This window comes from Streptomyces sp. NPDC048416 (assembly GCF_043200435.1).
Taxonomy (GTDB): Bacteria; Actinomycetota; Actinomycetes; order Streptomycetales; family Streptomycetaceae; genus Streptomyces.
The window spans coordinates 70195-93174 of record NZ_JBICXU010000017.1 but is presented as its reverse complement, the minus strand read 5'-3'; the positions used below and the strand labels follow the sequence as shown (position 1 = coordinate 93174).

At 71.8% G+C, this 22980-nt stretch carries 21 protein-coding genes; 9 read left to right on the top strand and 12 right to left on the bottom strand.

From position 1 onward, the window contains the following. Window positions 1–5 precede the first annotated feature (5 nt). The 5 genes from ACGFW5_RS21675 (at window position 6) to ACGFW5_RS21655 (ending at window position 7599) form a co-directional block, all read left to right on the top strand. A complete protein-coding gene (locus tag ACGFW5_RS21675) occupies window positions 6–3278 on the top strand; it encodes an amino acid adenylation domain-containing protein (RefSeq protein ID WP_393835901.1) in 3273 nt (1090 codons plus the stop codon). Beyond that, a complete protein-coding gene (locus ACGFW5_RS21670) occupies window positions 3275–4912 on the top strand; it encodes a GMC family oxidoreductase (RefSeq protein WP_393835900.1) in 1638 nt (545 codons plus the stop codon). The genes ACGFW5_RS21675 and ACGFW5_RS21670 overlap by 4 nt, the downstream gene beginning before the upstream one ends. Before the next feature lie 2 nt (window positions 4913–4914). Continuing rightward, on the top strand, window positions 4915–5664 hold the full coding sequence (locus ACGFW5_RS21665; RefSeq protein WP_393835899.1) for a thioesterase II family protein: 750 nt from the start codon (window positions 4915–4917) through the stop codon (window positions 5662–5664). Window positions 5665–5668: 4 nt separating this feature from the next. Continuing rightward, complete coding sequence (locus ACGFW5_RS21660; protein WP_393835898.1) at window positions 5669–6811, top strand: acyl-CoA dehydrogenase family protein; 1143 nt, start codon at window positions 5669–5671, stop codon at window positions 6809–6811. 185 nt (window positions 6812–6996) lie between these two features. Next, window positions 6997–7599, top strand: a complete 603-nt coding sequence (locus ACGFW5_RS21655) for a helix-turn-helix domain-containing protein (RefSeq protein WP_393835897.1) — start codon at window positions 6997–6999, stop codon at window positions 7597–7599. Window positions 7600–7666: 67 nt separating this feature from the next. On the opposite strand, the gene ACGFW5_RS21650 is transcribed toward ACGFW5_RS21655, so the two are convergent. Next, window positions 7667–8662, bottom strand: a complete 996-nt coding sequence (locus tag ACGFW5_RS21650; RefSeq protein WP_393835896.1) for an NAD(P)/FAD-dependent oxidoreductase — start codon at window positions 8660–8662, stop codon at window positions 7667–7669. Between the two features lie 275 nt (window positions 8663–8937). Between ACGFW5_RS21650 and ACGFW5_RS21645 the strand changes: the two genes are divergently transcribed. Beyond that, window positions 8938–9654, top strand: coding sequence for a restriction endonuclease (locus ACGFW5_RS21645; RefSeq protein ID WP_393835895.1), 717 nt, complete (start codon window positions 8938–8940; stop codon window positions 9652–9654). 113 nt (window positions 9655–9767) lie between these two features. Continuing rightward, entirely contained in the window at window positions 9768–10472 is a 705-nt protein-coding gene (locus ACGFW5_RS21640; protein ID WP_393835894.1) for a DUF2470 domain-containing protein, read from the top strand. A gap of 65 nt (window positions 10473–10537) precedes the next feature. On the opposite strand, the gene ACGFW5_RS21635 is transcribed toward ACGFW5_RS21640, so the two are convergent. From ACGFW5_RS21635 to ACGFW5_RS21605, 7 genes are all read right to left on the bottom strand, one after another. Continuing rightward, on the bottom strand, window positions 10538–11125 hold the full coding sequence (locus tag ACGFW5_RS21635) for a hypothetical protein (RefSeq protein WP_393835893.1): 588 nt from the start codon (window positions 11123–11125) through the stop codon (window positions 10538–10540). Beyond that, window positions 11125–12294, bottom strand: coding sequence for an ROK family glucokinase (locus ACGFW5_RS21630; protein WP_393835892.1), 1170 nt, complete (start codon window positions 12292–12294; stop codon window positions 11125–11127). The genes ACGFW5_RS21635 and ACGFW5_RS21630 overlap by 1 nt, the downstream gene beginning before the upstream one ends. Window positions 12295–12375: 81 nt before the next feature. After that, a complete protein-coding gene (locus ACGFW5_RS21625; RefSeq protein ID WP_393835891.1) occupies window positions 12376–13200 on the bottom strand; it encodes an ATP-binding cassette domain-containing protein in 825 nt (274 codons plus the stop codon). Beyond that, the gene (locus tag ACGFW5_RS21620) at window positions 13197–14234 is read right to left on the bottom strand and encodes an ABC transporter permease (RefSeq protein ID WP_393835890.1); all 1038 of its coding nucleotides are present in this window, start codon (window positions 14232–14234) and stop codon (window positions 13197–13199) included. Before ACGFW5_RS21620 ends, ACGFW5_RS21625 begins: the two co-directional genes overlap by 4 nt. Then, complete coding sequence (locus tag ACGFW5_RS21615) at window positions 14231–15214, bottom strand: sugar ABC transporter substrate-binding protein (protein WP_393835955.1); 984 nt, start codon at window positions 15212–15214, stop codon at window positions 14231–14233. Before ACGFW5_RS21615 ends, ACGFW5_RS21620 begins: the two co-directional genes overlap by 4 nt. A 128-nt stretch (window positions 15215–15342) precedes the next feature. Further along, window positions 15343–16347: a substrate-binding domain-containing protein gene (locus ACGFW5_RS21610; protein WP_393835889.1), complete on the bottom strand. Its 1005-nt coding sequence runs from the start codon at window positions 16345–16347 to the stop codon at window positions 15343–15345. Between the two features lie 103 nt (window positions 16348–16450). After that, window positions 16451–17170 carry a GntR family transcriptional regulator gene (locus ACGFW5_RS21605; protein WP_393835954.1) on the bottom strand — a complete coding sequence of 240 codons (720 nt, stop codon included), beginning with the start codon at window positions 17168–17170 and terminating at the stop codon, window positions 16451–16453. Between the two features lie 155 nt (window positions 17171–17325). On the opposite strand from ACGFW5_RS21605, the gene ACGFW5_RS21600 reads away from it, so the two are divergent. Further along, window positions 17326–18327 (top strand): Gfo/Idh/MocA family oxidoreductase, encoded by a 1002-nt coding sequence (locus tag ACGFW5_RS21600; RefSeq protein WP_393835888.1) that lies wholly within the window; start codon window positions 17326–17328, stop codon window positions 18325–18327. Window positions 18328–18447: 120 nt separating this feature from the next. On the opposite strand, the gene ACGFW5_RS21595 is transcribed toward ACGFW5_RS21600, so the two are convergent. From ACGFW5_RS21595 to ACGFW5_RS21585, 3 genes are all read right to left on the bottom strand, one after another. Further along, complete coding sequence (locus ACGFW5_RS21595; RefSeq protein ID WP_393835887.1) at window positions 18448–19635, bottom strand: cytochrome P450; 1188 nt, start codon at window positions 19633–19635, stop codon at window positions 18448–18450. Between the two features lie 25 nt (window positions 19636–19660). Continuing rightward, window positions 19661–20344 (bottom strand): response regulator, encoded by a 684-nt coding sequence (locus ACGFW5_RS21590; RefSeq protein WP_393835886.1) that lies wholly within the window; start codon window positions 20342–20344, stop codon window positions 19661–19663. A gap of 73 nt (window positions 20345–20417) precedes the next feature. Beyond that, window positions 20418–21641 carry a sensor histidine kinase gene (locus tag ACGFW5_RS21585; protein WP_393835885.1) on the bottom strand — a complete coding sequence of 408 codons (1224 nt, stop codon included), beginning with the start codon at window positions 21639–21641 and terminating at the stop codon, window positions 20418–20420. A gap of 146 nt (window positions 21642–21787) precedes the next feature. Between ACGFW5_RS21585 and ACGFW5_RS21580 the strand changes: the two genes are divergently transcribed. Next, window positions 21788–21994, top strand: a complete 207-nt coding sequence (locus tag ACGFW5_RS21580) for a hypothetical protein (RefSeq protein WP_393835884.1) — start codon at window positions 21788–21790, stop codon at window positions 21992–21994. Between the two features lies 1 nt (window position 21995). Here ACGFW5_RS21580 and ACGFW5_RS21575 read toward each other — a convergent pair whose 3' ends face one another. After that, window positions 21996–22910, bottom strand: coding sequence for a DMT family transporter (locus tag ACGFW5_RS21575; RefSeq protein WP_393835883.1), 915 nt, complete (start codon window positions 22908–22910; stop codon window positions 21996–21998). Window positions 22911–22980: the final 70 nt, after the last annotated feature.

Sequence of the window (22980 nt, the reverse complement as noted above, 5' to 3'; positions counted from 1 at the left end):
TCTCGATGGAGGATCTTTTCGCGGAGCTGCGCGGCGCAGACGGCCACCCCCGCCTGGACGACACCCGGCTGCCCGGCCTCATGCCGCAACCGGAGCACCGTCACGAGCCGTTCCCGCTCACGGACATCCAGCAGGCCTACCTGATCGGCCGCCACAAGGGCCTGGAGCTCGGCGGCATCTCCAGCCAGTACTACCTGGAGTTCGACTGTCCCGGTCTGCGCGTGGACCGGCTGACCGCAGCCCTGCACCAGGTCGTCGAGCGGCACGACGCCCTGCGCACGGTCGCCGGCCCCGACCAGACCCAGCGGGTCCTTCCCCCGCACGAGGTGGACCCGTACGTCATACGCACCACCGATCTGCGGGGCCGCGCCGGCCAGGAGCAGGACGCCGAAGTGGCCAGGATCCGGGCGGAGTTGACCGAGCAGGTGCTGCCGCTCGACCGGGCGCCGCTGTTCGACATCCGCGCCACGCTGCTCGACGACGACCGGGTACGGCTGCACCTGGCCGTGGATCTGCTCTTCCTCGACATGCGCGGCCTGTACCGGCTCCTGGGCGAGTGGCGCCGCTTCTACGACGAGCCGTCCTGGTCCCCGCGGCCACTGGAGCTGTCGTTCCGCGACTATGTGCTCGCACAGGAGGAGCTGCGCGGCGACGTCCTGGGCGAGGAGGCCGACGCCTACTGGGCCGACCGCCTCGACACGCTGCCCGCCGCGCCCGAACTGCCGCTGGCCGCCGCGCCCGAGCAGCTGGGCACCCCGCGCTTCGTGCGGCACCGGGCGGTCCTCGCGCCCGAGCGCTGGGAGGCGCTGCGGGCGACGGCGCGACGCCACGGCCTCGCCGCGTCGGGCGTGCTGCTCGCGGCGTACGCGGAAGTGGTGCGGACCTGGTCGCGGCGGCAGGAGTTCACCCTGACCGTCACCCAGTTCCACCGGCTCGGGCTGCATCCGCAACTCGACGCCGTCATGGGCGACTTCCTCGCGCCGAGCCTGCTCGCCGTCGGCGGCCGGCCCGAGGAGAGCTTCGAGCAGCGGGCGCGGGGGGTGCAGCGCCAGGCCCTCGACGACCTGGCGCACTCCACGCACGGCGGCATCCGGGTCCTGCGCGACCTGGCCCGCCGCAGGGACGACGGGCGGGCCTCGATGCCGGTCGTCTTCTCCAGCACCCTCGGCGCCGAAGCACCGGACGCCGGGCGCCTCGAGTCGTTCGGCGCGCTGGTCCACGACCACAGCCGGACCCCCCAGGTGTGGCTGGAGAACCAGATCCTGGAGCTGGACGGCCGGCTCTGCGTCAACTGGAACGCGGTCGAAGGCCTCTTCCCCGAGGGCACCCTTGAGGCCATGTTCGAGGCGTACGTGACGCTGCTCGACCGGCTGGTCGACGACCCGTCCGTGTGGGACGCCACCCGTGGCATCGTGCCGCTGCCGAGCGCGCAGGCCGATGAGCGTGAGCAGGCCAACGCCACGGCCCAGGACATCCCGCCGGCGCTGCTGCACGAGCTGGTCGCCGAGGCCGCCACGCGCCGCCCCGACGGCGTCGCCGTCATCACGCCCGGCACCGAGACCACGTACCGCGAACTCACCGAGGACGCGCACCGGATCGCGCACCGGCTGCTCGACGGCCCGGGCGCCGAGCCGAACGAGATCGTGGCCGTCTCCATGCGGCCGGGCGCCGCCCAGTTCTCCGCGCTCCTCGGGGTGCTGCACTCCGGCGCCGCCTATGTGGCCATCGACCCCGAACTGCCCGAGGAGCGGCGTCTGAAGCTGCTAGCCCGGTGCTCGGTGCGGGCCGTCATCACCGAGCCGGACCTGCGGGACGAGCTGGTCTGGCCGCAGGGGGTGAGCGTGCTGACCCCCGACGACGAGGCCACGGCGAAGTGTTCCGTCGAGCGCCCCGAAAGCCGGCAGAGCCACGACGATCTGGCGTACGTCATCTTCACCTCGGGCTCCACCGGCGAGCCCAAGGGCGTGATGATCACCCACCGCAGCGCCGCCAACACCGTGCAGGACATCAACCGGCGCTTCGGTGTGGGCGAGGACGACCGGACGATGGCGCTCGCACCGACCGGCTTCGACCTGTCGGTGTACGACCTCTTCGGGGTCCTGGGCGCCGGCGGCACCGTGGTGGTGCCCGACCCCGCGCGCGGCAACGACATCGCCCACTGGTCGCAGCTCATCGGCCGCTACGGCGTCACCATCTGGAACAGCGTGCCCGCGCCCATGCGCATGTGGGTCGACTCCCTCGGCGAGGGAGGGGTCCCGCGCGGCTGCCGGCTGCGGCTCGCGCTGCTCAGCGGCGACTGGATCCCGGTCGACCTGCCGAACAAGATCCGGGAAAAGCTCCCCGCGATGCGCGTGATCAGCCTCGGCGGTGCGACCGAGGGCTCGATCTGGTCGATCCACCACCCCATCGGGGCGGTGTCGCCCGAGTGGTCGAGCATCCCGTACGGCAAGCCGCTCGCCAACCAGACCATGCACGTGTTCAACCAGTGGCTGGAGCCGTCCCCCGTCGGGGTCACCGGCGAGATCCACATCGGCGGTACCGGCGTGGCCCAGGGCTACCTCGGCGACCCCGAGCGCACCGCCGAACGCTTCCTGGTCCATCCGCGCACCGGGGAACGCGTCTACCGCACCGGCGACCTCGGCCGCTATCTGCCGGGCGGCGACATCGAGATCCTGGGCCGCGAGGACTTCCAGGTGAAGATCAACGGCTATCGGGTGGAGCTGGGCGAGATCGAGGCCGCGCTGCTGCGCCAGCCCGGCGTACGCACCGCGTTGGTCACCGCACCCGCCCACGCCCGTACCGGACAGCGCCAGATCGCCGCGTACGTGGTGCCCGAGCCCGGTACGGACCCGGACCCGGCCGCGCTGCGCGAGGCGCTGACCGCCCTGCTGCCCGGCTACATGGTGCCGAGCCGCTTCTTGACGCTGGACACCCTGCCCCTGACGACGAACGGCAAGATCGACCACAAGGCCCTGCCCACGCCGTGGAACGAGACGTCGGACACCACCTCCGCGCGGGTGGCGCCGCGCGACCGGGTCGAGGAGCGGCTGTTCGCGCTCTGGTCCCAGCAGCTCGGTCACGGCGACTTCGGTGTGGAGGAGGGCTTCTTCGACATCGGGGGCGACTCGTTGCACGCCGTCGGCCTGCTCGCGCACCTGCGCACCGAGTTCGGCATCGGAGCCGACATGGAGCAGGAGATGGTCGAGGGGCTGTTCATGAACGCGTCGATCGAATCGTTCGCCGAACTGATCGCAACCGTCGAGGAGTCCGCCGCGTGAGCACCGACCATGACGGCATCGTGCCGGCCCCCGAGTGGGAGTACGTGATCGTCGGAGCGGGCTCCGCCGGAGTGCTGACCGCCGCCCGGCTCGCCGCCCGGGACTGCGGGAACGTCCTGCTCATCGAGGCAGGTGAGGACCAGCCGCGCCCCCGCGACCGGGCCCATCCGCTGGCCGACGCCGGACGTCTCGTCCTGGCCGGCCACAACTGGGACTACCGGGCCAACCTCCGTACCAGCAGCCGCTGGGACGACCTGATCGAGCAGGGCGGGGCCACCGCGGCGAGCGGCGACAAGGCGGCGACCCGGGCCCTGTGGGAACGCTTCCCCTACCAGCTCGGCAAGGTCGTCGGCGGCGGCTCCGCCGTCAACGGCGCCATCGCGCTGCGCGGCCTTCCGCGTGACTTCGCCGCGTGGGAGGCGGCCGGAAACCCGGACTGGTCCTGGGAGCGTGTGCTGCCCTTCTACAAGGACATCGAGAACGACGCCGACTTCCCTGGCCGGCTGCACGGCGACAGCGGGCCGCTGCCGATCCACCGCACGCCGCGCGAGAAGGTGCATCCGCTGGACGCGGCGTTCTGGGACGAGTGCAACCGCCAGGGCGTCACCGATCTCGTGGACCTCAACGACGGCGGCGAGGCCGGGGTCGGCCCGATCCCCGGCAACGCCGTGGACGGCGAACGCATCGACGCCGCCACCGCCTTCCTCGACGGCGCCCGCAACCTGCCCAACCTCCGGCTGAGCACCGGCGTCCGGGTCACCCGGGTCCTGTTCGAGAAGAACCGGGCCGTCGGCGTGGAGACCGAACGCGACGGCACGCTCACCACCGTCCGCGCGCGGCACGTCGTGCTCAGCGCCGGCGCCGTCGGCACCCCCGTCATCCTCCAGCGCTCGGGCGTCGGCGGCGCCGGGCTGCTGCGGGCCCTCGGCATCGCGCCCGTGGTGGACCTGCCCGGCGTGGGCCGCGACCTGGTGGACCACCCCTCGGTCGTCATCTGGTCCAAACCGGCCGACGGGGTGTGCACCGCGGGCCTGCCCTGGCGGCAGGTCGCGGCCAGGATGAGCAGCGGCTTCGACGACGACGTGGACATCCAGGTGGGGCTGCTGAACAACGTCGAGAGCCACACCATCCCCGGCTTCGCCGACCGGCTCGGCTGGCCCCTGGTCGTCGGCATGTCGGTGATGCTGATGCGCCCGCGCTCCCGGGGCCGGGTCTTCCTCGACAGCCGTGACCCGCATGCGGCGCCCGTCATCGAGCTGGGCATCGGCACCGACCCCGAGGACGTGGAGCGGCTGTGCCACGGCGTGCGCAGGACGTGGAACTTCCTGAGTTCCCCGGGCCTGTCGAGCCGCCTGACCAAGACCCAGTTCTGGAGCGACCGGATGGTCGCCAACGACGGGGTCGTGCGCAGCGGGGTCCGTCACATCATGAACCCGGGCTGGCATGCGGCCGGTTCGTGCCGGATGGGTCCGCACGACGATCCGGGGGCGGTCGCCGACCAGGAGGGCCGGGTGTACGGCACCGAGAACCTGCGGATCGTCGACGCCTCGCTCTTCCCGACGATCCCCAGCGCGCCCACCAACCTGACCACCCTGATGCTGGCGGAGAAGCTGGCCCGGAGCACGAAGGAGTGACCGTGCGACCCGAATCAAGGCCCCCGGTGCGGCTCTACGGATTTCCGCACGCCGGAGCGACCTCGCTGGTCTACCGGGGCTGGCAACCGCTCGGCGAGCCGCACCTGCTGGTGCGCGGCGTGGACGCGCCGGGCCGCGGGACCCGCCGCCAGGAACGCAAGGCCGTCGGTTTCCGCGCCCTCGTACGGTGCATGGCCGAGCAGGTGGTGGCCGATCTTCTGACGGAGCGGGAGCGGGTGCCCGGCCTGCGCTGGGCCACGTTCGGGCACAGCTTCGGCTCCACCACCAGCCTGGCGGTGGCCGCGGAGGTCACCCGCCAGGTCGGCCTGGCGCCGGAGCGGGCCGTGCTGTCCGGGGCGGTTGCGCCCGGGCTCCAGCGGCCCGGCCCGCTGCTCGACTCGGTGTCCGACGAGGAACTGCTCGCCAGAACCGCCGCCGACGGTGGCACACCGTCCGTCGTTCTCGCCGACCCGACGATGAGCCGGATGCTGTTGCGGATGCTTCGGGAGGACGACGCGATCCGGGCCGAGTTCGCCGAGCAGGCGTGCGGACTGCGGGTGGACTTCCCGCTCACCCTGATCGCCGCCCGCCAGGACGTGCACGCCCCGCCGGAGAAGGTGTGGCCGTGGGCGGCGCACAGCACGGCCCCGGCCCACCGGGTCGAGATCGACGGCGGCCACTTCGCCGCCGTCCAGCGTCCCAAGGACACCCTGGCCACCATCGTCGACGACATCGACACCGGAAAGAGGTGACCGCATGACACGCAGCAGGTACGAGGCCGAGCACGAGCAGTTCCGGGTCACCTGCCGGGAGTTCCTGAACCGGGAGGTGCTGCCGTACCACGCCCAGTGGGAGCGGGACGGCATCGTCGACCGCGAGGTGTGGCGCAAGGCAGGCCGGGCGGGGCTGCTCGGCATCGGTGTGGACCCCGAGTACGGCGGGGGCGGAGAGCCCGACTACCGCTATCCGGCGGTGTTGTCGCAGGAGATCATGTGGGCCCGTGCGACGGCGCCGGGTTTCGTGGCCCACAACGACATCATCGCCACCTATCTGGCCCGTCGGACCACCCCCGAGCAGCGCAAGCGGTGGCTGCCCGGGCTGTGTTCGGGCGAACTCGTCGCGGCGATCGCGATGAGCGAGCCGGACGCCGGCTCCAATGTCGCCGACATCCGCACCACCGCCGTCCGCGACGGCGACTGCTATGTACTCAACGGCCAGAAGACGTTCATCACCAACGGCGAGAACTCCGACGTGATCGTGGTCGCCGCCAAGACCGCCCCGGACCGGGGCGCCCAGGGCATCAGCCTGTTGGTGGTGGAGCGCGGCGCCCCGGGCTTCACCCGGGGGCGCCGCATGGAGAAGCTGGGCTGGCACGCGAGCGACACGTGCGAGCTGTTCTTCGACGACTGCCGGGTGCCCGCCGACAACCTGATCGGCAAGGAGAACGCCGGGCTGGCCTACATGATGGCCGCGTTGCCGCGGGAGCGGCTGAGCATCGCCACCGTGGCGGTGGGCGCGGCCGAGCGGATGCTCGCCGACACCCTGGAATACGCCAAAACCCGTGAGGCGTTCGGCCAGACCATCGGCAGCTTCCAGCACACACGCTTCCAACTGGCCACCATGGACACGGAGTTGACCATCGCCCAGGTGTTCCTCAACCACTGTGTGGCCGAACACAACGCGGGGCGCCTCTCGGTGACGGACGCCGCGAAGGTGAAGTGGTGGACGACGGAGCTCCAGGTGGACATCGCCAACCGCTGTCTCCAGATCCACGGCGGGTACGGCTATCTCAAGGAGAGCCCCATCTCCCGGGAATGGGCCAACAGCCGGGTGCAGACGATCTACGGCGGGACGACGGAGGTGATGAAGGAGCTGATCGGCCGGTCCCTCGGCCTGTGACCACCCCCATGTGAACCGCCGCCCCGCCCCGTGCACCACTCCCCCGCTTTGTGAATCACTGAGCCGCCCCCGCCCCGCCCCGCCCCGCCCCGCCGACCGTGCCGCCGGGGTGGCGCGGGGCGCGTGCTTTCCCCAAAACAGCACCCACAGTTGCGATTTGGGGAACGGCTCGGTCTAATGGCGAGGTGGAGCAGTCACCGACGATCGCCCAAGCCCTGTCCGCCGTAGGCCCCCGGCTCAAGCGCGCACGCACCGCTCGCGGTGTCACCCTTGCCGCACTGTCGGAGGCCACCGGAATTTCCAAGAGCACGCTGTCACGCCTCGAAGGGGGACAGCGCCGGCCAAGCCTCGAACTCCTGTTGCCCATAGCCCAGGCCCACCGGGTCCCGCTCGACGAACTGGTCGGCGCCCCCGAGGTGGGCGATCCGCGCGTCCGCCTCAAGCCGCACGCCGTGAACGGCAATACGGTGCTGCCGCTGACCCGGCAGCCGGGGCCCCTGCAGAGCTACAAGATGGTCCTGCCCGCCAGCCGCGACACCCCGGAACTGTGCACGCACGAGGGTTATGAGTGGCTGTACGTGCTCTCCGGGCGGCTGCGGCTGGTCCTGGCCGATCACGATCTGATCCTCGACGCGGGCGAGGTGGCCGAGTTCGAGACGCGGCTGCCGCACTGGTTCGGCAGCGCGGGTGACAGCCCGGTCGAGGTCCTGAGCCTCTTCGGCCGCCAGGGCGAGCGGATGCACGTACGCGCCCATCCGGCACGGCCCGCGACCGGCCCCGGCGGGTGAGCCGGGGCCGGTCACGGTCGTGTCCACAAAGGCCGTCGGGCCGCGCCCTGTTGGGCGAGCCGTCGGTTCAGGACGCGGGAACGGACGCCTCGGGCGCGTGGCCGGACAGAGCGGCGCGGTGCGCCGCGAGGTCGCGCTCGATCTCCTCGTCCACCAGGTCGTGGTTGAGGTAGAACGCGGCCGCGGCGCCCATGCCGGCCGCCGTGACGGCCTGGGCGCGTGAGTCCACCACATTGCCCACGGCCCACAGGCCGGGGCGGCTGGTGCGGCCGGCCCGGTCGGTGACCAGCCAGCCCTGCTCGTTCTTCGCACAGCCGAGGCCGTCGAAGGCGCCGTCGTTCGGGGTCATCTCCGGGAAGAGGAACACCCCGGCGCACTCCACGGTCCGCCCGTCGGCGAGTTCGACCGCGTACAGCCGGCCTTCCTTGCTGAGCAGCGTGGACACGGGCCCCTCGACGACCTGGATCCCGCGGGCGTCCATGCGCTCGCGCTCCTCGCCGGTGAGCGGCCTGCTGTGCGGGACGTACACGATGTGCGGCGACCACTGACGCAGCATCAGGGCCTGGCCGGGGGAGGCGGGATGCACTCCGAGCACGACTATCGTGCGGTCCTTGACCTCGTAACCGTGGCAGTACGGGCAGAAGTGCACGTCCTCGCCCCACATGGCGCGGACACCCGGGATCTCGGGCAGTTCGTCGCGCAGGCCCGTGGCGAGCACGACATGCCGGGCGTCCAGGGTCGCGCCGCCTTCGAGGCGGACCACGTATCCCCCGTTCTCCCCGGCCTCCACCTGGTCCACCCGGCCCTCGATGCGGACCGCGCCGTAGCGCGCGATCTCCGCACGGCCGGCCTCCAGCACGGTGAGCGGGGCGACGCCGTCACGGGAGAGGAAGCTGTGCATGTGGGCCGAGGGGGCGTTGCGCGGCTCCCCCGAGTCGACGACGGCCACGGAACGACGGGCCCGGGCGAGCACGAGCGCGGCATTCAGCCCACCCGCCCCGCCACCCATCACGATGACGTCGTACGACAGTCGGTCCTTGGTGTTGTTGTTTGCGCCGGTCACGGCGATCACCTCCGCGGCAAGGGTGGGGGGCGCGGCCCGCCGGGGCAATCTTTGTTGCCGTTTCGGGAACTCGGTCTCTCACCGAACCCGACCGGCGTCCTCAAACCCCGCTCGGACGACGGCAGTTGGACCGGACGCGGGTCAGGCCGCGTGGATGGGGCGCGGGCGGGCACACGGACGTGGGAGTGATCTTGCTCGCCGCACACGCGACCGGGACCGCTCACGGGGTCCGCCCCAGTACCGGTCCACAGCCGCCCGTTCGAAGGAGCCCACCGATGACGATGCCGGTCCGCCGTCACCCCGCCGTCGCGCGCCGGCGGCGTCAGGCGTTCAGTCTGCGTACCACGTCGCTGGGGTTCGGTCTGGTCGCGCTCGTCCTCTGGGGAGTCGCCCTGACCTTCAAGTCGGCGGTGCGGCCGCACTCCCATCCGCTCGGCGCCGTCCTGGCGCTGCTGGCGCTCCTGTTGCTGTCCACTGCCGCGATACGCAGCAACTGGCTGCGCCGCGCGGCCCGCAGAGCGGCGCTCGAAGCAGCCGTGGTGCCCGCGCCCGAGCAGCCGGCCCCCGTCCTTCCGCCGACCGTCGGCGCCCCGGAGGCCACCGACTGCGCGGACATCGACCCGCTCGCCTTCGAGGACGCGGTGTCCGCACTGTGCGAGCGCGACGGCTGCACGGACGTCCATGTGGTGGGCGGCGCGGGCGACCTCGGCGCCGACGTGGTGGCCACGACGCCGGACGGGCGCCATCTCGTCATCCAGTGCAAGTGCTACGCCGCGGGCCACAAGGTGGGCTCGCAGGACCTTCAGCGCTTCGGCGGCACCTGTTACGCGGTGCACGAGGCCGATCTGGCCGTCGTGGTCACCACCAGCGAGTTCACCGACCCCGCCCTCGGCTACGCCGACCAGTGCGCCATCCTCTGCTTCGACGGCGCCGCCCTGCGCGCCTGGAACGACGGCTCGGGCCCCGCCCCCTGGGAACTCCCCGGCGTCTGACGCCGCACCGCACGCCGACGCGCCGGTGGCGACTTTCCCCGCACCTCGCAGTGAGTTAGGTTAGGCATACCTAAGTAACTCGCGTGTCTGCGACGTCCCCAGGGAGAACCCGCGTGCGCCTCCATCGTGCGAGCATCCAGCAGCCCACCCCCGCCGAGCGCGTGCGGTCGATCATCACCGCGGCCCACTCCATGACCGTGGTGACCGACGGCCGCCACCAAGAGGTCTACAGCCTGGACGGAACGGGCGTGCTCGGCCGCGTCCATCTGCACGACCCGGCCGAACCCATGGAGGAGCCCGATCGCGCCTCGCGCGTCCCCGTCCGCCTGGAGCTCACCGACATCTCCCCCACTCCCGTACGCGACCGGCTGCGCGCCCGCGTCACCCTGTCGGGCCTCGTGGCGGGCGGCTACCGCGCGGATTCCGCGGACAGCACCTGCATGGAGTTCGGCCAGGCGGTGATCGAGGACGCCGCCGGACGCGCCTACGTCACGCTGGAACAACTCCAGGAGGCGCGGTGCGATCCGATGGCCCCCTGCGAGGCCGGCATGCTCACCCACCTCGTGGACGATCATCCCGATCTCGTGCCGCTGCTGCTCCGTCTCGTCGAGCCGGGGCTCAAGAGCGGTCTGGTGCGGGCCCTGCCGGTGGCCATGGACCGCTACGGAATCACCCTGCGCCTCGAACGTGCCACCACCCACCGCGACGTACGGCTGCCGTTCCCCACGCCCCTGACGGACATCGACCAGGCGGGCCTTCAGTTCCACGCCCTGCTGACCGCCGCGCGCCGCTCATCGCACCCCCGGCTGCCGGCCTGAGGAACCGGTGCCGGGCCCGGGAGACGCGGGGACAGCCTGGGACGGCCCGGGGTCGGTCAGGTCGGTCAGGGAGTCGTCGTGGACACCACGAACACGTACGGTCGGTCCGGGTTGGTCTCGTCGACCGTGATGTCCAGGGTCGGCCGCGGCTTCTCCTGGACGCGGGTGGTGCCCGACCAGTCGCGGCCCGCGTGGAAGGGCCAGTGCACCTTCGCCGCGTCCTGCGCGTTGATCGTCACGTTCCCGGGCCTGAGCGTGTCCGTGCTGGTGCCCGCGCCCTTCATGAACTCCGCGAGACCGGCCGCACTCGTCTTGAACTGGACGTACAGCTTGCTCACCTTCCAGCTGTTCGTCTCGTAGTAGTAGACGCCGATCGAGTCCATCGGGATCGTCACGTCGTAGATGCGGCGCTGGGCCTTGGACGGCCAGTCGTGCACGAGGCCCTTGGCCACGGCCTCGGACTCGTTGTCGCGGCCGCTGGTACGGCTCTGCTCGGCCGAGATCGCCAGGTAGCCGGCGGGCACCCCGATGAGCAGCACGATGATCACCGCGGTGATCCAGCGCCGCCTGATCATGTGCTCCCGGGTCTCGGGGGGCTTCTCGTCCGGCGGCGGGGACTGGCGCGGTACGGCGGGGCGGTCGGACGGTGTCATCAGTCGGATTCCTGGGTGGTGCGGGTGGTGCCCGTCCTGCGGACGGCTTCTGCGGCCTTGGCGTACCGCTCGTAACGTTCCACGCGGCGGCGATTGGCCCGGCGGAACCGGCGGGCCACCAGGCGGGCCAGGTCGGCGGCGCCGACCATACCCGCCTCGGGGCCCAGCTGCGCCTTGGCGATCCTCGCCTCGGGGCGGTAGCCACGGCCGGTGAGGTGACGCTTGAAGGCGTCCCGCGCGGGACGGATCAGGAGGTCGTCGGCGGCGCTGACGCCCCCGCCGATGACGAAGCAGGAGGGGTCGAGGGCGGCCGCCAGGTTGGCGATGCCGACGCCGAGCCACTGCCCGATGTCCTGGAGCAGTTCGACGCACATGGCGTCGCCCTCGCGGGCCAGCTCGGTGATGAGCGGCCCGGTGATCTCCTGGACGTTGCCGCCGACGCGTTCGATGATGTTGTACGCCACCGGGGAGTCGGCACTCGCCAGCTCGCGCGCCTCGCGCACCAGCGCGTTGCCGGAGCTGTACTGCTCCCAGCAGCCCCGGTTGCCGCATGCGCAGCGATGTCCGCCGGGCACGACCTGCATGTGGCCGAACTCGCCGGCGACCCCGTACTTGCCGCGCTTGACCTGCCCGTCCTCCAGGATCGCGCCGCCGATGCCGGTGCCGAGCGTGATCATGACGAGGTGGTCCTCGCCGCGTCCCGCGCCGAAGCGCCACTCGGCCCAGGCGGCGGTGTTGGCGTCGTTGTCGACCATGACGGGCACCGCGAGGCGGGCCTGGAGGGCGTCGCGCAGCGGCTCGTTGCGCCAGGCGAGGTGCGGGGCGAACAGGATGGTGGAGCGGTCGGCGTCGACCCAGCCGGCCGCCCCGATGCCCACCGCGTGCACGTCGTGCCGGTCGGAGAGGTCGAGCACGAGCTCGGTGATGGTGTCCTCGACGACCTTGGGGCTCTTGGACTTGTCCGGGGTCTCGGTGCGGAGCTTTTCCAAAATGGTGCCGTCGGCGTCCACGACGCCGGCCATCACCTTCGTACCGCCGATGTCGATCCCGACGGTGGGGACCCGGGGGGCCGTCAGGTGCGAGCGGCGTTCCCGGGTGCCGACGGTGCGCAGCACGGTGGCCCGGGCGGAACCCCGGTGGGCTAGGGCGAAGTCGCGGTACGTGGTCATCGGGGCCGATTCTGCCATCCGGGCGCGGCGTCGACCTCGCGCGCAGGTGCCGCCCCGGCGGTCCGGGGCGGCACGGCCGGGCTACTCGGTGCCGTCGGGCGCGCTCGCGCGCTGGAGTTCGTGGCTGAGCTCTTCGAGTTCGCTGCCGCCCGCCATCTGGCGGGTGAGCTCGTCCAGGGTGATGTCCGAGCGCTGGTGGCTGCCGGTCATCGCGCCGCGCTTGAGGAGCACGAAACGGTCGCCGACCAGGTAGGCGTGGTGGGGGTTGTGCGTGATGAGAACCACGCCGAGTCCGGCGTCGCGGGCGGCCGCCACGTACTTCAGGACGACGCCGGACTGTTTCACGCCGAGCGCCGCGGTCGGCTCGTCGAGCACGAGGACCTTGGCGCCGAAGTGGACGGCGCGCGCGATGGCCACGCACTGGCGCTCACCGCCGGACAGGGTGCCGATCGGCTGGTCGACGTCGCGCAGGTCGATGCCCATGCGCAGCAGTTCCGCGCGGGTGGTGGCGCGCATCGTCTCGACGTCGAGGCGCTTGAAGGGGCCCGCGCCCCTGGTGGGCTCGGAGCCGAGGAAGAAGTTGCGCCAGACCGGCATCAGCGGGACCACGGCCAGGTCCTGGTAGACGGTGGCGATGCCGCGGTCCAGGGCCTCGCGGGGGTTGCTCAGTGAGACGTCCTGGCCCTCGATGCGGAAGGCGCCCGTGTCGTGCCGGTGCAGACCCGCGATGATCTTGATGAGGGTGGACTTGCCGGCCCCGTTGTCGCCCAGGACGCAGGTGATTTCCCCGGCGTGGACCTCCAGGGTGACCCCTTCGAGGGCGCGGATGTTGCCGTAGTACTTGCTGACGTCGTCGAGCTCGACGAGCGGGGTCCGCCCGTCCGTCTCCTGTGGGGTGTTCGTCATGCTGTCGCCTCCGCCCGCTTGCGCACCCACGCGTTGAGCAGGGTGGCCAGCAGGAGCATCGCTCCGAGGAAGAACTTGAACCAGTCGGGGTTCCACTCCGCGTACACGATGCCCTTGCTGGTCATGCCGAAGATGAACGCGCCGACGGCGGAGCCGATCGCCGAGCCGTAGCCGCCGGTGATCAGGCAGCCGCCGATGACGGCCGCGATGATGTAGATCAGCTCGTTGCCGACGCCCTCGCCGGACTGCACCACGTCGTAGGAGAACAGCAGGTGCTGGCCGGAGACCCAGGCCGCGAAGGCGACACCCATGTAGAGGCCGATCTTCGTCCTGAAGACCGGGACGCCGACCGCGCGGGCCGCGTCAGCGCCGCCGCCCACGGCGAAGATCCAGTTGCCGAAGCGGGTCCGCAGCAGGATCCAGGTGGCCACCGCGATCAGCGCGGCCCACCACAGGATGGTGACCTTCAGGTCGACGGAGCCGATGCTCAGCTGGGACGCGAAGAGCTTCTTCGCGGACTCGAAGCCCTCCATGTCGGAGATGGACTTCGTCGAGACCGTGCCGCTGATCAGCTTGGTGAAGCCGAGGTTGAGGCCGGTCAGCATCAGGAACGTGCCCAGCGTGATGATGAAGCTGGGGAGTCTGGTGCGGGTCAGCATGAAGCCGTTGAACGCGCCGACGGCGAGGGTGACCAGGAGCGAGACGCCGACCCCCACCCACACGTTGGCCGTCATCTGGTAGCTGAACATCGACGAGACGAGAGCCGACGTCGTCACCAGGACACCGGCCGACAGGTCGAACTCGCCGCCGATCATGAGCAGCGCGACCGGCACCGCCATGATGCCGATCGTGGAGGCCGCGTACAGGACGGTCGAGAGGCTGGAGGGCCGCAGGAAGCTGTCGGCGACGATCGAGAAGAAGAGGAAGACGGCGGCGGCGCCGACCACCGAACCGAGTTCGGGACGGCCCAGGATCTTGCGCCAGACCGAGCGCCGCAGCAGCCGCTCGTCCCCGGCCAGTGGCGTGGCGGTCATCGGGTCCCCCGCTTCGTGTACGCCTCCAGCTTGGCGGCCTCGTCCTTCGTGACGATCTGAGGTCCGGTCAGCACCGGGAGCCCGCCGCCGAGCACGTCGGCGTTGTACTTGTAGAGCCAGAGCAGGTCGACGGCCTCGTACCCCTGGAGGTAGGGCTGCTGGTCGACCGCGAAGCCGAGCCTGCCGGCCTTGAGCGAGGCGGCCACCGCGGGGTTCAGGTCGAAGGTGTCGATCTCGGCGGAGCTGCCTGCCGACTGCTTGGCCTTGACGGCCGTGTCCGCGAAGGGCGCGCCGAGGGTGACCACCGCGTCGATGGACGGGTCCGCCTGGAGCTTGGCCTCGATGGAGGACTGCACGTCGGGCATGTTCGTGCCGGTGACGTACAGGTTCTGGACCTCGCCCTTGAACGTCTCCTTGGTGCCCGCGCAGCGCTGTTCGTGGCCCACGTTGCCCTGCTCGTGCAGGACGCACAGCGCCTTCTTCCTGCCCCGCTTGGTGAGCTCGTCGCCGACGGCCTTGCCCGCGATGGTCTCGTCCTGGCCGATGTGGGTGAGCGCGCCGAACTCCTTGGACTTCTCCGAGCCCGAGTTCACGGTGATCACCGGGATGCCGGCCTTCTCGGCCTTGGCCACGACATCCTTGAGGGCGTCCGGCTTTGCGAGCGTGACGATCAAACCGTCGACCTTCTGGTCGATCGCGGCCTGCACGAACTGGGCCTGCTGCTGGCCCTGGTCGCTGTGCGAGTAGAGGAAGTCGATGTTGTCCTTGACGGCGGCCTGCTTGGCGCCGCTCTGGACGATGTCCCAGAACGTGTCGCCGTCGCCCGAGTGGGTGACCATCGCGATCTTCCAGCGGGGCGTGTCCACCGCGGCCCTGCCCTGCGCCTGCGCGGACTTGCGCGCGTCCTCGGCGCGCTTGCCGCCGGTGCTGCTGCACCCCGCCAAGGAGGCCCCGAGCACCGCTGCCAGCACCGCGCCCATGACGCGTACCCCTGTCCCAACCCTTGCCACGACGCCGTGCCCTTCTTGCTGTACCACCGGGTGCCGCCGGGGCTGGTCGAGCCCTGCCCCGGCCGCCCAAGTATGGGTCACGCCGGATCCCCGGGCGATCATCGGGTACCGCGGGCGGTGTACTTCTCCAGCGTCGGCACGTCCTTCTCGGTGACGATCGCGGGTCCCGTCAGGACCGGCCTGCCGCCGCCGATCACATCCCCGTTGGTCTTGTTCAGCCACAGTTCGTCGACGGCGAGATAGCCCTGGAGGTAGGGCTGCTGGTCGACCGCGAAGCCGATCCGGTGGGCCTTGAACTGCTTGATCACGGCGGCGTTCAGGTCGAAGGTGTCGATCTCTGCGGAGCTCTTCGCGTCCCCCTTGGCCCGGACCGCGGCCGCCGCCATGGGCGCGCCGAGCGTGACGACCGCGTCGATGTCCTTGGCGGACTGGAGCTTCGCCTCGATGGACGAGGTGGAGGCGGGCGTGTTGGTGCCGTCCACGTTCAGGTTCTCGACGGTGCCCTTGAAGGTCTCCTTCACACCCGCACAGCGCTGTTCGAGCGAGACGTTGCCCTGCTCGTGGATGACGCAGAGGACCTTCTTCCTGCCGCGCGCGGTGAGCTCGTCGCCGACGGCCTGGCCGGCCACGCCCTCGTCCTGGCCGATGTGGCCGAGCGCGCCGAGCGCCTTGGAGGAGTCGGCGCCGGAGTTGATGGTGACGACGGGTATGCCCGCGGCGACGGCCTTCTTGACGGCGTCCTTGACCGCTTCGGGCTTGGCGAGCGTGACGACGAGCCCGTCGACCTTCTGGTCGATGGCGGCCTGGATCAACTGGGCCTGCTGCTGGCCCTCCTTGTCGGCCGAGTACAGGAAGTCGACGTTGTCCTTGGCCGCCGCCTGTTTCGCGCCGCTCTGGACGATGTCCCAGAACGTGTCGCCCTCACCGGAGTGCGTCACCATGGCGATCTTGAGGCGGGGCGTGTTCACCGCCTTGCCGCCGCTCGGCGACCCGGACCCCTTGTCCTCGGAACTCCTGCCGCCCGAACTGCTGCAACCGCCCAGTGTGAGCGCCAGTGCGGCGAGTGCCACGACTGCCGTGATGGCCGTGCGGGGTCTGCGCATGGAGTCCGCCTTCTGTCCCGGCCGCCCGGTTGCGGCACGTGAGTTCTAGCGGCGGCGCCCTGACACCGTCAAGACTTTGTCCGAACATTCTGACCGGAGCGGTTCACGGGCGTACGAGCAGTTGGAACTCGAAGGAGTAGCGCGATGCCCGGTAGATGTGGGAGCCGAACTCGACGGCCCGGCCGGTGTCGTCGAACGTGGTGCGCTCCATCGTGAGCAGCGGAGCGCCCGGGGCCTCGGTGAGGAGGTCGGCCTCCTGCCCGGTGGCGGCCCGCGCCCCCACGGTCTGGCGCGCGCTGTGCAGCGTGATGCCCGCGCTCCGCATCAGCCGGTAGAGGCCGGTGCCCTCCAGGTACTCGGTGTCCAGCGGGAGCAGCCCGGCCGGCAGGTGGTTGCGCAGCCGCGCCATGGGCTCGCCGTGTGCGTACCGCAGCCGTTCCACCAGGTGTACGTCGCTGCCCTCGGGCACCCCGAGCGCGGCGGCGACCTCGGCGGTGGCCGGCTCGAAGGTGTTGCGCAGCACCGTGGTGGCGGGCTTCTGGCCGGCCGCCTCCAGGTCGTCGTAGAGGCTGCTCAGCTCCAGCGGGCGCTTGACCTGGCTGTGCACGACCTGGGTGCCGACGCCTCGGCGGCGCACCAGAAGGCCCTTGTCGACCAGGGCCTGGATGGCCTGGCGGACGGTGGGGCGGGACAGGCCGAGCCGATGGGCCAGATCGATCTCGTTGCCGAGGAGGCTGCCGGGCGTGAGGGTGCCCTTCTCGATGGCCGCCTCCAGCTGCTGCGAGAGCTGGAAGTAGAGCGGGACCGGGCTGGTGCGGTCCACGCTGAGCTGGAGCGGCTTGGGGAAGTCCGGCACGGGTCTGGGCTGCTTGGGCACGGAGCGAGCGTAGTGCGCCGGGGATGTTGACGGGAAGTCGTGAGGTTCGATTGTCAGGACAAACTCTTGACAGGTCGGTTCTCCCCGGCCACGGTGTGCCCATGCGTATCGGACTGATCGGGACGGGGCGGATCGGCGCCTTCCACGCGGGGGTCCTCGCCCGCCATCCACAGGTCGAGGAGCTGGTGGTCGCGGACGCCGACGCGGCGCGCGCCGCCGAGGTCGCGGCGCTGACCGGCGCACGGGCCGTGGCCACCGTGACCGAGGCGTTCGCCGGGGTCGACGCGGTGGTGATCTGCTCGGCGACGGCCGCGCACGCCGGGTTCATCGCGGCGGCCGCCCGCGCCGGGCTGCCGGCCTTCTGCGAGAAACCGATCGCTTTGAGCGTGCCGGGCACCCTGGAGGCGCTGCGTGCGGTCGAGGCGGCGGGCACCGAGCTCCAGCTCGGCTTCATGCGCCGCTTCGACGCCGGGTACGTACGGGCCCGTGAGCTGGTGCGCTCGGGAGCCCTTGGCCGGCTGCACACCGTACGGGCGATCACGTCCGACCCGGCGCCGCCGCCCGCCGCGTATCTGCCGCTGTCCGGCGGGCTCTACCGCGACTGTCTGGTCCATGACTTCGACATCGTGCACTGGGTGACGGGCCGTGAGGTGAGCGAGGTGTACGCGACGGGCTGGGACGGCGGGCCCGCGATGTTCCGCGACGCCGGTGACATCGACACGGCCGCCGCCGTCCTCACCCTGGACGACGGCGCCCTCGTCACCGCGACGGCGACCCGCTGCAACGGCGCGGGCTACGACGTACGCCTCGAACTGGCAGGAGAGCGCGACCAGTTCGCGGTGGGCCTGGACGACCGCACCCCGCTGACCTCGGCCGAGCCGCACGGCCCCGGCCGCCCCGACAAGCCGTGGCCGGGCTTCCTTGAGCGCTTCGCCCCGGCGTACGAGGCCGAACTTGACGCCTTCGTCCGCCTCGTACGGGGTGAGGCGCCGAACCCCTGCGACGGCCGCGACGCCCTGCACGCCCTGCGCATCGCCGAGGCGTGCGAGGTGTCGCGCAAGGAGCGGCGGGTGGTGCGGGTGGCGGAGATCGCGGGCGGCTGAGCCGTCGGGGCCGGCTCGCCCCTGTGGGCCCCGCGCCCGTGGGCGCCCGCGTCGCAGCGTCGCCTTGGCCGCGCCCGCTTAGGCCGCGCCCGCGGCACATGTGTCACCGGCGCGGATGAGTCACCAGCGCACCGGCAGGCGGCGCGCTCCCCTGATCAGCATGCCGGGCAGCCACTTCAACTCCTCGGCTGCCACGGCCAGTTGGAGCTCGGGAGCGCGCTCAAGCAGGGTGCGGACGGCGATCCGGCCCTCCATCCGGGCCAGCGGAGCTCCGAGGCAGAAGTGGATGCCGTGGCCGAAGGCGAGGTGGCTCTGCGGGGCGCGGCGGATGTCGAAGCGGTCGGGGTCCACGTGCCGCAGCGGGTCGCGTCCCGCGGAGGCCAGCGCGACCAGGACGGGTGCGCCCGCCGGGATGAGGGCGTCACCGACCTGGACGGGCTCACGCGCGAAGCGGTACGTGGCGGTCTCGACGGGGCCGTCGTAGCGCAGCATCTCCTCGATGGCGCCGTCGATGAGCCCGTCGAAGTCGGCGCGCAGGGCGGCCAGTTGCGCCGGGTGGTTCAGGAGGGCCCGCACGCCGTTGGAGATCAGGTTGACGGTGGTCTCGTGGCCCGCGACGAGCAGCAGGAAGGCCATGCCGATGAGCTCGTTCTGGGAGAGCTGGTCACCGTCCTCGTCCCGGGTGCGGATCAGGGCGCTCAGGAGGTCGTCGGCCGGGGCCGCGGAGCGTTTGGTCTCGATGAGTCCGGCCAGGTACACCCCGATCTCGCCGACCGCCGCCGCGCCTTCGTCGCCCGAGAGCGGCGCGACGGCCTGGTTGGACAGCACACGGAAGGCTTCGCGGTCGAGGTCGGGCACGCCGATGAGTTCGGAGATGACGGTCATCGGCAGGGGGAAGGCCAGGGCGTCGATGAGGTCGGCCGAGCGTCCCGGTGTGGCCGGCATCGCGTCGAGGAGCCGGTCGGTGACCTCCTGGACACGCGGGCGGAGCGCTTCGACACGGCGCGGAGTGAACTCGCGGGCCACCAGCTTGCGCAGCCGGGTGTGCTGGGGCGGGTCGGTTTCCAGCATGTTGGCGCCGGCGGGCAGTTCGACGTACCCCTCCTCGGCCGGCGGCCGCCAGTCCTTGGCGAGGCGCGCATCGGCGAGCGCGGCCCGCGCCTGCTCGTGGCCGACGATCAGCCAGACCTCGTCGCCCGTCGGGGTGCGTACCAGGTGGGCGGGGCCCGCGGCACGTAACTTGGCATACATCGGATAGGGGTTGGTGGTGAACTCTTCGGCGTGCTCGCCCAGATCGACGACCGTCATGGTCCCGCCCTCCGCTCGAATGCGGTCAGCCTATGTCGCCGCCCGGATCGTCGAGGAGCCCGGCGTCGTGCACCAACAGGGCGATCTGGACACGGTTGTTGAGGCCCAGCTTGGCCAGGACGCGCGAGACGTGGGTCTTCACGGTGGGCACGCTCAGATACAGGCGCGCGGAGATCTCGGCGTTCGAGTGGCCCCGGCCGACGGCCACGGCGACCTCCCGTTCGCGGTCGGCGAGCAGCGCGATGCGCTCGCGGGCGCGGGCGGCGCGGTCACCGGGCGAGGCCGCGCCGCCGGACACCTGGGTCATCAACTGCCGCATGACGACGGGTGAGAGGACCGGATCGCCGTGCGCGACACGGCGTACGGCGGCGACGATGTCGGCGGGCGGGGTGTCCTTGAGGACGAATCCGGCGGCCCCGGCCCGCAGGGCGCGCAGCACCTGTTCGTCGGCGTGGAAGGTGGTCAGGACGATGACCTGGGGCGCGTCGGGGCGGGCGCGCAGCGTCTCGGTGGCGGCGAGGCCGTCGACGCGGGGCATCCGGATGTCCATGAGCACGACGTCCGGCCGCAGGTCAAGGGCGAGTTGCGCGACGCCGGAGCCGTCGGCCGCCTCACCGACGATGTCGATGTCCTCGGCGCCGCCGAGCATGAGGGCGAGGCCCGCGCGGACCAGGGGGTCGTCGTCGACGATGAGCAGACGGATGGTCATGAGGGCCACCGTAGCCAGACCTCGCCGATCATGAGGTCCCCCGCGGCCACGGACGTCACACGGGCCGTCGCCCTCATGCCGGCCACGGCAGCCAGGCGACGACCGTGAAGGAGCCGTCGGGTCCGGGGCCGTGGTCGAGTCGGCCACCGGCCAGGGTGGCGCGTTCGGTGAGGCCGATGAGGCCCTGGCCCGACCCCGGGACCTCCGGCACGTGGCCCGGCGGCGGCGGGTTGTGGATCTCGACGGTGAGCCCTTCGCCGGGGTGTCCGGCCACAGTCACGGTGACTTCGGCGCCGGGCGCGTGTTTGCGGGCGTTGGTCAGGGCCTCCTGGGCGATGCGATAGGCGTTGCGTCCGGTGGCGGCGGACACCCCGGACGCGTCCTGGATCCGGTTGTCGAGGGCGACCTTCATCCCGGCCTCGCGGGATTCCGCGACCAGTGCGTCGAGGGTGGCGAGCGTGGGCTGGGGCCGGTCGTCGGCGCCCTCTCCCGGGCTGCGCAGCACCCCGATGATCTGCCGCAGGTCCTGAAGGGCCTCGTGCGCGCTGTCCCGGATGACCCCGGCCGCCCGTGCGACCTCGGCGGTCGGCGCGTCGGGGCGGAATTCGAGGGCGCCGGCGTGCACGGAGAGCAGGGTGAGCCGGTGGGCCAGCACGTCGTGCATCTCGCGGGCGATGGCCTCGCGGGCGAGCCGCTGCGCGTTCTCCGCCCGCAGCGCCCCCTCGGCCTCGGCCCGTGCGGCCCGCTCGCGCAGTGCCATGACCAGCTGGCGCCGGGACCGTACGAGCATGCCCCAGCCGGTGACCAGCAGGACGAGCACCGTTCCCGCGACGGCGCTGGTGAGCAGACTGGTGGTCGGGTCCGGGCGCAGCAGGGGCTGGAGCACCGAGCTCACCACGGCAGCGCCGCTCACCACGAGCACGACCGGCTTGAACGGCCGGTGCACGGCGAGGCTGAACAGGGCGACCAGGAGCGCCCCCGATGCGACCGGCGCCACCGTCGACACCACGACGAGCGCCGCCGCGAGCCCCACCGGACGGCGCCGCCGCAGCCACACCGCGCAGCACGCCGCGGCGCCCGCCAGCTGATCGAGGAGCAGGGTGGTGTCGGAGTAGCCCGGCGCCTTGTCGAGGGTGTCGGCGGTCACCAGACCGATCAGGGCGGCGGCGACGAAGACGCAGATGTCGACGACCCAGTCCCGCACGGTGCGCCGTGGCCGGGCCCGGTCGCCGGGCAGCTCGGGGTCGGCCACCGCCGAGGGCAGCAGCTGGCGGAACTCGGGTCCGGCACGTGTCATGTCGACAAAGTTACGCAGCTCGCGGGCCCGGTGGCGCGGTGTGGGCGCGGCGCGCTACCAAAGTCGCGGGGCGCGAGACTTTGGACGCGATGGTGGTGTCCCGGTGACCGACGCGGCGGACCGGGCGGAGGGGACAGGCTCGGGCCATGCGGAAATTCCTGGAGGCCACTGGGCTCCTGCTGCTGCTCCAGGGCGTCGGCGGCCTGCTGCACGAGTGGACCGGCTGGTTCGGCCTGTGGGCGCTCGTGCACCGCCCCGACGCGCCGGCCGGCCACGAGGTCTTCGCGAGCATGGTGCTCGTGGTGGTGGGCGTGGCGGTGCTGATCGCGTCCGAGCGCGCCGCGCAGAAGTAGTTCAGGCCGCGGCCCGGCGCCCCCAGCTGGTGCCCGCGAGCACCAGGACCGCGCCCAACAGGCCGAGCGCGCCCAGGCGTTCGCCGCCGAGCGTGATGCCGGCGGCCGCCGCCCACAGCGGTTCGGTACCGAGGAGCAGGCTGACGCGGGAGGGGGAGGTGCGGCGGACCGCCCACATCTGCACGAAGAAGGCGAACAGCGTGCAGAACACGGACAGGAAGACCAGACCGCTCCACTCGCGCCCACCGAAGCCCGCGGCCACGGTCCAGGGCGCCGTGCCGGTGCCGGGGGTGGCGGCCAATACCGCGAACACCGCGACGGCGCCGCCCAGTTGGACGGTGGTGAGGGACAGTGAGTCGGCGCTCCGGACCGACGTGACGCGGGCCATCAGCAGCACGTGCGCGGTGCGCGCGAGGGCGGCAAGCAGCATCAGGAGGTCGCCCGCCGACGGCGCGGTGAAGCCGCCGCCCTGGGTCAGCAGCACCACGCCCGTCACCGAGAGCGCCGCGGCGGCGAGGAAGGCGCGCGGCGGCCTGACCCGGGTGACGGCGGCCTCGGCGAGCGGGGTGAAGATCATGGTGAGGCTGATGATGAGCCCGGCGTTGGTCGCGGAGGTGTGCACGACGCCGTACGTCTCCAGGAGGAAGATCCCGCTCAGGACGAGACCGAGCAGCCCCGCGCCGCGCCACTGGGCGCGGGTCAGGGCGCGCAGTCCGCGCCATCCGGACGCCACGAGGACCGGCACGACGAGCCCGAAGCGCAGCACCAGGACGGCGGGCACGGTGTGCGCGGTGGTGATGTCCTTGGCGGCAAGGTAACTGGCGCCCCAGACGACGGCGACGAGCAGGACGGGCAGGTCGGTGAGCCAGGCGCGGCGCGGGGCAAGTCCCGCGGAGGGTACGGCGATCGACGTCATGAGCACGGTCTCCGATGAGCGTGCGGGGTGGAGACGTCGGCGGCTCGCACGGGGGACGATCACCGTACCC